Origin of the sequence: Pedobacter antarcticus (assembly GCF_900112985.1) — a bacterium.
In the GTDB taxonomy this organism is placed as follows: Bacteria; Bacteroidota; Bacteroidia; order Sphingobacteriales; family Sphingobacteriaceae; genus Pedobacter; species Pedobacter antarcticus.
Genome location: NZ_FONS01000003.1, coordinates 370,280 through 383,064, shown reverse-complemented (window position 1 = coordinate 383,064; position 12,785 = coordinate 370,280). Strand labels below are relative to the sequence as shown.

General features: G+C 43.2%; 7 protein-coding genes and 1 riboswitch. All 7 genes read left to right on the top strand.

Features of this window, described 5'->3' with window-relative positions; all coding sequences use genetic code 11:
- Nucleotides 1-29 precede the first annotated feature (29 nt).
- The 7 genes from BM192_RS09205 to BM192_RS09175 all read left to right on the top strand — a co-directional run bounded on the left by BM192_RS09205 (nucleotide 30) and on the right by BM192_RS09175 (nucleotide 12,562).
- Nucleotides 30-1,613, top strand: coding sequence for a glycerol-3-phosphate dehydrogenase/oxidase (locus BM192_RS09205; RefSeq protein WP_037441677.1), 1,584 nt, complete (start codon nucleotides 30-32; stop codon nucleotides 1,611-1,613).
- A 9-nt stretch (nucleotides 1,614-1,622) separates the two neighbouring features.
- On the top strand, nucleotides 1,623-3,131 hold the full coding sequence (gene glpK, locus BM192_RS09200; protein WP_037441680.1) for a glycerol kinase GlpK: 1,509 nt from the start codon (nucleotides 1,623-1,625) through the stop codon (nucleotides 3,129-3,131).
- Between the two features lie 47 nt (nucleotides 3,132-3,178).
- Nucleotides 3,179-3,904 carry an MIP/aquaporin family protein gene (locus BM192_RS09195; RefSeq protein ID WP_037441682.1) on the top strand — a complete coding sequence of 242 codons (726 nt, stop codon included), beginning with the start codon at nucleotides 3,179-3,181 and terminating at the stop codon, nucleotides 3,902-3,904.
- Between the two features lie 114 nt (nucleotides 3,905-4,018).
- Nucleotides 4,019-4,128: riboswitch (SAM riboswitch) on the top strand.
- 84 nt (nucleotides 4,129-4,212) lie between these two features.
- The gene (locus tag BM192_RS09190; RefSeq protein WP_037441686.1) at nucleotides 4,213-5,205 is read left to right on the top strand and encodes a TlpA disulfide reductase family protein; all 993 of its coding nucleotides are present in this window, start codon (nucleotides 4,213-4,215) and stop codon (nucleotides 5,203-5,205) included.
- A gap of 359 nt (nucleotides 5,206-5,564) precedes the next feature.
- A complete protein-coding gene (locus BM192_RS09185; protein ID WP_037441688.1) occupies nucleotides 5,565-8,606 on the top strand; it encodes a SusC/RagA family TonB-linked outer membrane protein in 3,042 nt (1,013 codons plus the stop codon).
- A gap of 15 nt (nucleotides 8,607-8,621) precedes the next feature.
- Nucleotides 8,622-9,968, top strand: a complete 1,347-nt coding sequence (locus BM192_RS09180; RefSeq protein ID WP_037441690.1) for a RagB/SusD family nutrient uptake outer membrane protein — start codon at nucleotides 8,622-8,624, stop codon at nucleotides 9,966-9,968.
- A 26-nt stretch (nucleotides 9,969-9,994) separates the two neighbouring features.
- On the top strand, nucleotides 9,995-12,562 hold the full coding sequence (locus tag BM192_RS09175; RefSeq protein ID WP_074963959.1) for a M14 family zinc carboxypeptidase: 2,568 nt from the start codon (nucleotides 9,995-9,997) through the stop codon (nucleotides 12,560-12,562).
- Nucleotides 12,563-12,785 lie beyond the last annotated feature (223 nt).

Genomic DNA, 12,785 nt, shown 5'->3' with positions numbered 1-12,785 from the left:
TCTATTTTCATAAACAGAATATAAAAACTATGCAAACTGACAGGAAACAACTGATTGAAATACTGGATGACCAGCAGCAACTTTGGGACGTTATTATCGTAGGTGGGGGAGCGACAGGACTGGGGACAGCAGTTGATGCAGCGAGCAGGGGACTAAAGACCCTATTGCTGGAGCAGGCTGATTTTGCGAAGGGTACCTCCAGCCGGAGTACTAAACTGGTGCATGGTGGAGTCAGATACCTTGCACAGGGAAATATCGGTCTGGTCCGAGAAGCGCTTTATGAGAGAGGTTTGCTACTTAAGAATGCAGCCCATCTGGTTAAGAACGAAGTTTTTGTAATTCCTAATTACACCTGGTGGTCAGGACCTTTTTATACTATTGGTTTGTCTGTATACGACCTGCTTGCCGGGAAACTTGGATTTGGAAGAGCGCGTCATTTATCCCGGACTGAAATAGTGAATGCAATTCCAACAATAAATCAACAGAAACTTCATGGCGGAGTCAGTTATCATGATGGACAGTTTGATGATTCACGACTCGCTGTAAACCTGGCCCAGACAGCACTGGAGCAAGGGGCAACTGTATTAAACTATTTCCGGGTGGAAGGTCTGGTTAAGGATGTAAAAGGAAAGATTTCAGGCGTTCGTGCCACAGATAACGAAACAGGAAAGCAGTATACGCTAAAGAGCAGATCTGTTGTCAATGCCACAGGTGTTTTTGTTGACGAGCTGCTGCAGGATGACCAGCCGGGACGAAAATCCCTGGTCAGATCCAGTCAGGGAATCCATCTCGTTGTTGATCGTAGCTTTATGCCTGCAGATCAGGCGATCATGATTCCACATACCGAAGACGGAAGAGTATTATTTATGGTACCATGGCATGATAAACTCGTGCTGGGTACAACCGATACGCCGTTGAATGAACACCGGTTGGAACCGGTTGCACTCGAAGAAGAAATAGATTTCGTATTGCGTACTACTGCCACTTACCTGCTTAAAGCACCCCTGCGTAAAGATGTACTAAGTGTTTTTGCAGGTCTGCGTCCCTTGGCAGCGCCCGAAGAGGGATCGACTAAAACCAAAGAAATTTCAAGAAGTCATAAGCTACTGGTTAGTAAATCAGGACTGATCACGATGACTGGAGGAAAATGGACTACTTACAGGAGGATGGCAGAAGATACAGTCAATCAGATATACAGGACCGCTCAGCTACCTCCGGAGAATTGTAAAACGAAAAATCTGCCTATACATGGCAGTCAGACTGGATTAGACGTGACACAGCCTTTGTCGGTGTATGGTACGGACCTGCCTCAACTGCTTAAATTGGCAGAGGAAAACCCGGTATGGAAAACTCAGATCCACCCGCGTTTACCCTTTATTCAGGCACAGGTTATCTGGGCTGTCCGTCATGAAATGGCGAGAACAGTCGAAGATGTGCTTGCAAGGAGAATAAGGATGCTGTTTCTGGATGCCAGAGCAGCGATAGATTCCGCTGCCGGAGTAGCTGCGCTGATGGCAAAAGAGCTGAATTATGATCTGAGCTGGGAAGACCAGCAAAAGCAGGAGTTTGTTCAACTTGCTCAAAACTATTTATTAGAGCCATACCAACCTTAATATCATCTTATGGAAAAATTCATCTTAGCTCTTGACCAGGGCACTACAAGTTCACGTGCTATTATTTTCGATCATACTGGAAAAGTAAGGTCTGTAGTCCAGAAGGAATTCACACAGATATTCCCGCAATCAGGCTGGGTAGAACATGACCCTACGGAAATTTGGGCAACGCAAGCAGGAGTTGCTGCAGAGGCCACAGTAAAAATGGGGATTAATGGAAAGCAAATCGCGGCGATTGGAATTACCAATCAGCGGGAAACAACGATTGTATGGGACAGAAATACCGGTATACCTATTTATAATGCTATTGTCTGGCAGGATCGCAGAACCGCACCCTTTTGTGAGGCATTGCAGCGTCAGGGAAAGACAGAGCTGGTCCGGGACAAGACCGGATTAGTAATTGATGCCTATTTTTCTGCGTCTAAAATTAACTGGATACTTGAGAATGTCGCTGGTGCGCGCGAAAAAGCAGAAGCTGGAGAACTGGTCTTTGGAACAGTAGATACCTGGCTGGTCTGGAATTTTACACGTGGAGAAGTCCATGTTACAGATATTACCAATGCCAGCAGAACGATGCTGTTTAATATCCGCACGCAGGAATGGGATCAGGAACTATTGGACTTGTTTGATATCCCTGCATCTATGCTTCCTGAGGTTAAACAGAGCAGCGAAATTTATGGGGAGACCAAGACTACCATCTTTGCTTCAAAAATCCCAATAGCCGGAATTGCCGGCGACCAGCATGCCGCATTATTCGGACAGATGTGCCTGGATAAAGCCATGGTTAAAAACACCTATGGAACCGGATGTTTTATGCTGATGAATATAGGTGAGGAGTTTATCGCTTCTAAAAATAACTTGCTGACCACTGTTGCCTGGAAGATTGACGGAAAGATCCAGTATGCGTTTGAGGGTAGTATTTTTATAGGGGGCGCAGTCGTTCAATGGCTGCGTGATGGGCTCGGTATTATCCAGAATTCCGCAGATGTAGAGAAACTGGCTTTGAGTGTAAAGGACAACGGGGGCGTGTATTTTGTACCCGCCTTTGCGGGACTGGGAGCGCCGTATTGGAAACCTGACGTCAGGGGAACCATAGTTGGGTTAAGCAGGGGCGCTACTTCAGGCCATATCGCAAGGGCTGCAATAGAATCCATTGCTTTTCAGACCATGGATGTCTTGAAAGCAATGGAAGCAGATTCGGGGATGCCGATAAAGGAATTGCGGGTTGACGGAGGTGCAACAGCTAATGACTTGCTGATGCAATTCCAGGCAAATCTTCTAGGCTGTAATGTGATCCGGCCTTCTATAGTGGAGACGACTGCATTAGGGGCAGCCTACCTGGCAGGGCTGGCGGTAGGCTACTGGGAAAGCGTTGACGAGATTAGTCAGCAATGGCAGTCGGAAAAAGTATTCGAGCCACAGGGCGGATCGGATAAGCTTAAAAATGCAATTAAAGGATGGAAGAGAGCTGTGCATGCAGCGCAAAGCTGGAACGATGAATTACCGGAAGACGTGTAATTTAATTTTCAACCGGGCAATATAATTTTCCATTTATACAATCAGATATGACACCTTTTGCAGCTGAATTTTTAGGGACAATGGTCCTGATATTACTGGGTGATGGCGTGGTAGCCAATGTCCTTTTAAATGATACGAAAGGCCAGAATAGTGGCTGGATTGTAATTACAACAGCCTGGGCTCTGGCTGTTTTCACAGGGGTTACAATCGCCGGGCCCTATAGCGGAGCACATCTGAGCCCTGCGGTAACGTTCGGACTCGCGGTTGCCGGCAAATTCCCATGGGCTGATGTGCTCAGTTATATGACGGCGCAGATGCTGGGTGCAATGGCGGGTGCATTATTGGTGTGGGTGGTCTACGCAGATCATTTTAAAAGAACCAATTCGGCACCTTTAATCCTGGCTGTGTTCTGTACAGGGCCGGCGATAAGAAACTACTTTTCTAATACATTAAGTGAAATTATCGGGGCGTTTGTTCTGATCTTCACCGTTTTTTACATCACCGGGGCGCAGATTACAGAGACTAAAACAGCGATTGGCTTGGGTACTGTTGGTGCAATTCCAGTTGCATTTGTGGTATGGGCAATTGGATTATCTTTAGGTGGAACTACTGGTTATGCGATCAATCCGGTAAGGGATCTTGGGCCAAGAATTATACATGCTTTATTACCTATTAAGAATAAAGGCGGAAGTGACTGGTCATATGCATGGGTTCCGGTAGCAGGGCCAATGATCGGGGCAGGATTAGCAGCATTACTTTATCTCAGTTTATGATTTTTTTTGGTCAAAAAATGCGTTTTTGGAGTGTTTTCAATATTTTAAAATAATATCTATTGATTTGGTAGTATATTTTTATATCTTTGACCCGGTAATTAAAAATACCGGCTATACTTATAAAGAAAGACTGAGGGAATGGCCCTGTAACGTCTTGGCAACCTCCGCTCCTGCTGCAGGAATGAAAGGTGCTAATTCCAGCTCCGAGAGGAGAAATATAAGTAATGTAGTTTACCCCGTTTGAAGGTAATGAAGCATTATTATTTTTCTGGAGTTTAACAGTATAGTTAACCTTAAAAGAAGATAAAATGAAAAGAACGCTACAAATCTTAACTGCAGGCTTACTACTAAGCACCTTGTCTTTACAGGCAGCGGATAAAAAACCACTAACGCTTACAGGTACTGTACCCGGTTTGAAATCCGGTAAAATCTATCTGCAGAAATTTTACAACAAATCTTTTATCACTATCGATTCGGCGAGTCTGAATGAGGGGAAGTTCCAGTTTAAAACACAATTGGAGCTGCCGGAACTCTACGGCGTAACGCTTTATAAAGATCAAAGTCCTTTTTATTTATTTCTGGAAAGCGGAGCGGTAAATGTGGAGCTGGACACAGCTGCTTATTACAGAGGATCCAAAGTAACCGGGTCACCCGCACAAGACCTGTTCGCTGCTTATAAAAAAGAAAGAAATGTCGACGTGTCAGCGTTTATCAAAGCTAATCCCGCTTCGATTGTTTCAGCTTATATCTTATACCGGGACTTCTCTTATAGATTAAGCCCTGAAGAAATTAAGACAAATATTGCACTGCTTGACCCTTCCCTGAAAAACACACCCTATGTAAATGTTCTGAATGAGCTGGTAACCGTATTGGGAAATGTGAGTGTAGGAAAAAAAGCACCGGATTTTCATTCGGTTACTCCAGAAGGAAAAACAGTAAATCTGCGCGATTTTCAGGGTAAATATGTGCTGGTAGATTTTTGGGCTGCCTGGTGTCCTCCATGTAGAAAAGAGAATCCAAATCTGGTAGCTGCCTATAAACAGTATAATGATAAAGGTTTTGAGATTTTAGGTGTTTCATTGGACAAAACCAAAGAAGCCTGGGAAAAGGCTATCAAAGATGACCATTTAGCATGGACGCAGGTCTCAGACCTTGCTTTCTGGGATAGTGCGCCAGCGAAATTATATGGTGTAAGAGCCATTCCTTCCAATGTCTTGTTAGATCCTCAGGGTGTCATTGTTGGCAGAAACCTTCGCGGAGAAGAATTACAGCAAAAACTAAAAGAACTTTTCGATAAATAATCCAGACACAAAAAACACCCTTTATATTAACCTCAATAAACATGACTCAGAACCAAATTAATTCCAGGTCTCTCCCTGCTGTGCAGACGTCGATTAATCTTATTACACTTTCTCCAGTTTCTCTTGATTGCATGACTCCCATGCGATGTTGTATGATGGCATAATCCTGCCTCATACAAGCCGTATTACGGCTTTTCATTTCTAATTTCAGCTATAAAATGATGCGCCCAAATAGGGGGCCAGGGATAGCTATATCTATTATTTCGTGTGAAAATTCCGGGTTGGAACTGTAGCGTGGCTTTGCTATGCCATCCATCTACCTGTTTGAATTCATACCTGTTTCTTATAAATCAGCTTAAATGAAAACAAAATTACTATTTATAATTTGGGTCCTATTCGCTCTGGAAGTCCAGGCGCAGGACAGGACCATTACTGGTAAAGTGGTTGATCAGACTGATCAGCAGCCTTTACCAGGAGTGAGTATCAGGGTTTCAGGGCAGAAGTCCGGAACATTAACCAATACTGACGGGACATTCAGTATTCGTGTTGCTGAAGCAGAAAAAAGTCTTTTATTCAGCTATATCGGATACTTAGGTAAAACCGTTCAGCTTAGGGATATCGGTAAAGTGATTGCACTGGAGCCCGATCTTCAGCAACTTAGCGAAGTAGTTGTAACAGGCTACAGTACCCAGGAACGTAAGTTTATCGCTGGTTCTATTACCACATTAAAAGGAGAGGACCTGACTGCAACCGGCGGATCTGGATTCAATCAACTTATTCAGGGTAAAGCTGCCGGCGTACAGGTATCTTCCAACTCCGGTGTTCCTGGTGGAGGTATCACTTTCCGGATTCGTGGAAATAACTCGATAAATGCATCTGTAGAACCATTATATGTTATCGATGGTGTATTTGTAAATAGTAGCAATTCCATCAGGGCCGGTCTGGGTAACCAGACTGCATCAAACCCACTTGCAGATATTAACCCTGAAGATATCGAATCATTGGTTATCCTTAAAGATGCCAGTGCAACAGCCATCTACGGATCTATGGGCGCTAATGGAGTTGTGCTGGTCACGACTAAGCGCGGTAGTTTAAACACTAAAGCGAAAATCAACCTGAGTACTTATCAGGGCTGGTCTGAAGCTGTAAATAAATTCAAGAGCGTTAGTGGCGCTGAGACAGCGATGCTCGCTAATGAGGCGGTGCTGAATACAGGACTGGATCAGAAGAAAGATCCTTCCACTATTGTACTTCCGTTCGCAGATCCGACTTCCCAGCCCACATACGACCGTGTAAGCGGACTGTTCAGAACTGCAAAAACTTCAAATTACGAAGTATCTGCACAAGGAGGTTCTGCAACAAGTACCTACTATACTGGTGTAGGCTATCTAAAACAAGAGAGTGTAGTGAAGCCTTCGGATTTTGAAAGATTTACCGGGCGTTTCAATTATGACAACCGGTTAACCGATAGATTAAAAATTGGAACCAGCTTTAATTTTACCAGGACTGAACGAGCATTGAGTGGAAGTGATAATAATCCGACTGGTGTAATTAACTCAGCCATTTTCCCGAGGTCATATTTGCCTATCTACAAGCCAGATGGAACGTATGCCCGTTATGGAAGTTTTGATAACCACCTGGCACTGATAGAAAACCTGGATAACCATGCGGTTGGGTGGCGTACGATTGGTAATGTATTCGGAGAGTATACAATCCTGCCGGAATTAAAGCTGAGAACCAGCTGGAGTATCGATAATAACAGCGTATATGAGAATAGCTACAGTAATACATTGATTAGTGCTGGTATTGCCTCTAATGGTTCTGCAGCATCCTATGAAACAAAAAATCTGGTCTTAACAAATGAGCAGGTATTAACCTATATCAAATCCTTCGGTGAGAACAAAAAGCATAATATCAATGCATTGGTTGGGAATACCATTTATTCCAAATTATATGAGACTACCAGCGCTTCCGGAACCGGATTTGCAACCAATTCTTTGAGGTCGATAGATAATGCAGCTATCCGCTCCGGATCTTCAGCCCGCTCGCAGAATAAAATGGTTTCTTTTTTTGGTAAAGCAAGTTATACCTATGACAACAAGTACACTATTGATGGAAGTATTCGTGCTGACGCCTCTTCGAAATTCGGGATCAATAAACAATGGGGTTATTTCCCATCAGGAGGACTTACCTGGAGAGCTGGACAAGAGACTTTTATCAAAGATCTGAACATATTTGATGAACTGAAATTCCGAGGTAGTATAGGCCTTTCCGGTAATCAGAATGGTATAGATGACTATGCAGCACTCGGTTTATGGTCGGCAGGGTATAATTACCTGGAGACAGCTGGTACAGCACCATCACAATTGGCTAACCCGGACTTAACCTGGGAGACTACCCGTCAGATAGACTTGGGCACTGAGTTCTCCATCTTGAAGAAAAGGCTGAACGTTTCCTTTGATTATTATAATAAATACACCTATGATCTGTTGCTGAACGTGCCTGTGCCTTATCGTTCGGGTTTTAGCTCTTATCTGCAGAACTACGGTGCAGTTAGAAATAAAGGTCTGGAATTAAGCATCAGTTCAGTAAATGTGGAAACTAAAAATTTCAGCTGGACTACAGAATTCAATGTGTCAAAGAACAACAATAAGATCGAAAAATTAGCCTCTGATATTACTTTAGGCGCCTCAGGAAGAAATATTTCAATCCTGAGAGAAGGTTACGCAGTAAACTCTTTCCAGTTGTATAAACAATTATATGTAGATCCAAAAACAGGTAATGCTGTTTATGACGACGTAAATGGAGACGGTCTGATCACTTCCGCTGACAGACAGATTGTAGGTAATGCTTTACCTAAATATACAGGAGGATTAAACAATACGGTTAAGGTTAAAAATTTCGATCTGAATGTCTTCTTTATCTTTCAGCAGGGAAATAAAATCATGAACATGAACGATTTCTTTCTGGTTCATGGTGGAACACAAAGTAATATTGGTTTCCTGCCAAGACAACTGGAGAGATGGCATTATGAAGGACAACAAACAGATATTCCGAGAATGACCACTTTCAGCGGAGACCCCACTGTAAATGGCGGATCTGCAAATAACTACGGAGGAAATGTAGCCAGTCTGAGTAGCCGTTATCTGGAAGATGGGTCATTTATACGTTTAAAAAATGTGTCATTGGGTTATACTATACCTACTGTAACCAGTGCGAGATGGGGTATCAGCAGAGCACGGATTTATGTTTCAGGTTCTAACCTTTTAACCTTCACCAAATACAAAGGACTTGATCCAGAAGTAAGTTCACAAAGTAGTAATCAGAATACTGCCGGGTATGACTGGGCCACGGTACCGCAATCACGAACTATACAAGTAGGCGTTAATGTCAGCTTATAATTAAAAGATATTCTCATGAGAACTCAAAAAATAACTCTTACCGCAGCCTACCTGTTTAGTTTAACTTTACTGCTTGGCTCCTGCAAAAAATATTTAGATGTGGTACCTAATAATGCCTTGCCAACAGCATCGGCCATTATTGATGCCGGTACAGCCAGGGCGGCAATTATCGGGACATATGATGGTTTGCAAAATTACTACAGTGCAGATTACCCAACTTTAGGTACAATAACAGCAGATAATGTGATTTTTAATGGCACGCTGAGTGAATACCTTCAGCTGGATCAGAACGCGATTCCTACAGATAATGTAATCACTGTTTCTGCTTATAGAAAGATATATCGCATGATAAATTCTGCGAATGGTGTGATTGCTGGAATTCCCGGAGTAAATGATCCGCTATTAACCCCTGAAGAGAAGAATAAAATACTTGGAGAAGCTTATTTTCTGCGTGCAATTGGATATTTTGATCTGGGCAGAGGATGGGGAGGTGTCCAAATTCAGTTAAATCCAACTGTAGATCTGAATGCGCTGAAAGGTGTAAAAAGAAGTACGCTAGCCCAGACTTACGATCAGGTACTGGCAGATCTGGTTAAGGCAGAAGAATTATTACCTGCTGACGATGCTAATACGCGTAACCGGGCTCAAAAAAGTACAGCAAGAGCTTTACGAGCCCGTCTGAATCTGTACAGGGAAAATTGGACAGAAGCGGAAGCTTATGCAACCCAGGTTATCAATCAGCCTAAATTTAAACTGGTAGACAATTATAAAACGTTTTTCACCAGTCCTTTTTTAAGCTCCGAATCAGTTCTGGAACTAAGTTTTTCTGCAAATGACAGAAACAGTTTCTGGAATCTGTGGTACCCAAGTTCTTCCGGCGGACAGTTTACGCTTAAACCTTCAGATGGCTTTGTTGCCAAAATTAATAATCCGGCAATCGGCGGAAGCAGAAAAAGCTTAGTTGCTGGTTCTGGAACTACAGTTTACGGGGTATTGTATAATACCGCTGGTGTGAGCGTAGACCCTGCTTACCTGATCCGGATTGCAGAATTATATCTGATCCGTGCAGAGTCAAGGGCAAATTCAGGAAATCTGGATGGCGCGAGAGCAGATCTAAATGTAATCAGAACAAGAGCTGGAGTTGCACCGCTTACAGGTGGCAATAAAGAACAAGTACTTCAGGCGATAGCAGATGAGAATAGTTTAGAGTTTGCTTTCGAAGCTCATCGCTGGTTCGATCTGACCAGAACCAAAAAAACAGGCGAGGTACTTGGAGTGACTAATCCGAATTTCTGGCTGTTTCCTATCCCTTATTCAGATATTCTTTCTGATCCGGATGTTGTACAAAACCCAGGCTATTAATTTCTAAAATCAACGCAAACCATTATATGAAACTACACAAATCACTTTTACTAAGTCTGTCTCTGGTTCTTCTGGCCGGGCTGGCCCGGGCTCAGCAGCAATACTTTTTCCCGGGGGCCGGTCAGTTTGACCCTAAAGTACCTACGCCGGAACAATTTCTGGGCTATCCGGTAGGAAGTCACTATACACGCCATGACCAGGTTGTCGCCTATTTTAAAGAACTGGAAAAGACATCTGACCGTGTACACCTGCAGTTTATCGGAAAGACCTATGAAGAAAGACCACAGCTGATCGCTACAATTACTGCGGCTGCTAATTATAGTAAAATCGAGGATATTCGCAAAGAACACGTTACACTGGCAGACCCGGCGAAGACTATTCTGGGCGCGAGCTCGCCTGTTGTGGTATTATTAGGGTATAGTGTTCACGGAAACGAAACCTCCAGCGGAGAAGCAGCTTTATTAACTGCTTATTACCTGGCGGCGAACCAAAATCCTGAAACTACGAAATGGTTGCAGGAAGCTGTAGTGCTAATTGATCCCTCGCTGAATCCTGACGGAAGAGACAGGGCTGCAAACTGGCATAATGCCTATAAATCATTTCCTCCGGTTTCTGATCCGGCAGACAAAGAACACCAGGAAGGATGGCCGGCGGGCAGAACTAATCACTTCTTTACAGATTTGAACCGGGATTGGTTAAGTGCTGCACAAGTGGAAAGTCAGAACCGACTGGCTTTTTTTCACCAATGGTATCCAAATGTTCATATCGATTTTCATGAGATGGGCACGGGCAGTACTTATTATTTTGAGCCTTCACCAGCGGGACATGAAAGTCCGATTTTACCTAAAGCATCCTATGATTTTAACGCGACGCTTGCTAAATATCATGTGGAAGCACTGGATAAAATCGGATCGCTTTATTTTACCAAGGAGGCTTTTGATAACGTATCACCAATTTATGGCTCTACTTACCCAGATTTCTTTGGTGCAGTCGGTGTAACTTTTGAACAAGGAAGCTCACGCGGAATAGTACAGGAAAGTGATAATGGCCTGGTTACTTTTCCATTTACGATCAGGAACCAGCTGACAAGCGGACTGTCGACAGTTAAAGGTGCTGTTGCAGAAAAACTGAACTTATTTAAATTACAGAAAGAATTCTTCCAAACAGCATTGGATCAGGGAAGGGCTAACCCGGCTAAAGGATTTATTTTCGGAGATAGTAAAGACCTTTCTTTAACTCAGAAATTACTGGATCTGACTTTAACGCACCGTTTAAAGGTTTATCCACTTGATCAGGACCTGACTGTGGATGGTAAGAAATTTGAGAAAGGCAAAGCTTTTATTGTGCCATCTGTACAACCTAATTTCCGGATTGTTCACTCTATATTTGAGGAAACTGCGAAATTGAAAGACAGTGCTTTCTATGATAATACATCGTGGTCTGTAATTCATGCGTACGGATTGAAATACGCCAAATTAAAGGTGTTACCTGCTTTGGGAAGTACTGTTGACAAGGCTCCACAGTTAAAGACAGCATCTGCATTGACAAAAAGCACTTATGCTTATTTGCTGGACTGGTCTGACTATAATGCATCTCGTGCTTTATATGATTTACAGAAAAGAGGTATTCGTGTTAAAGCTACTTATAAGCCATTTACGGTTAATACCGCAGCTGGTAAGCAAACTTTCAGCTATGGTTCATTGGTTATACCGGTAGCTAACCAGGAAGTGTCAGCAGACAGTTTATATAAGGCCGTACAGCAGGCTGGAGTTGTTGCTGGGCTACAATTTCAGAGCACAGGAACAGGATTTAGTCTGGAGGGCATTGACTTGGGTAGCAATAACATCCGCACGGTTAAAAAACCAGAAGTGGCTTTACTCACCGGAACGGGTATCACAGCAGGTGAGGTGGGAGAGGTTTGGTTCTTATTAAACCAGCAATTGAACTTGCCGGTAACTAAACTGGAAGCCGGTAATTTAGGTAGAACTGATCTGTCACGCTACAGTTCTTTGGTCCTGGTATCTGGAAATTACGATGCGCTGGATAAACGCAGCGTTGAAAAAATCAGAAACTGGGTAAATGCAGGTGGCACATTAATAACTTTTAGAAATGCTTCTGAATGGGTAATCAAAGAAAAATTTGTGCAGGAAAAATTATATACCGATTCTGCTACTGCCAAAAAAGGAACAGCACAAAGATTAGATTACGTGACAAAATCAGAGACAGAAACAGCTAAAAGAATTAACGGCGGAATCTTTCTGGCAGATGTAGATCTGAGTAATCCGATTGCATTCGGTCTGACAGACAGGAAAGTTTTTTTTACTAAAACAGGTACGACTATTCTGCAGCCATCAAAAGACAGGTATGCTACGGTAGCGCAATATCTACCTGAAGCTTATGTGAGCGGTTATGTGTCTAAAGATAATAGAGCTAAGATCAGTAATAGTGCGGCTATTTTGGTTGCCTCTGCAGGGGCAGGTACCGTCGTTCTATTTGCCGAAGATCCAAATTACAGACATTACTGGCATGGTACAGACAGGTTATTCCTGAACTCAATCTTCTTCGGAAGCGAGATTTCCGGAGGAAGGTTTTAAACAACCGTTAGCCTTGAAGGTCGAAGAGCCATTATCATTATGATAACCCGGATATTGTTAAAGGTTAAAACGGTGTTGATAGGGTATTGATACGGTGTTCAGTCGCTGTTGATATACCCTATTACCGACTGAACACCGTATCAATACCGGCTCAATAGCCTTTCAGCGTATAGCGAGCTAACCGGTATAATTGCCGGGCTACTTATTTCAGGAATGAACAACA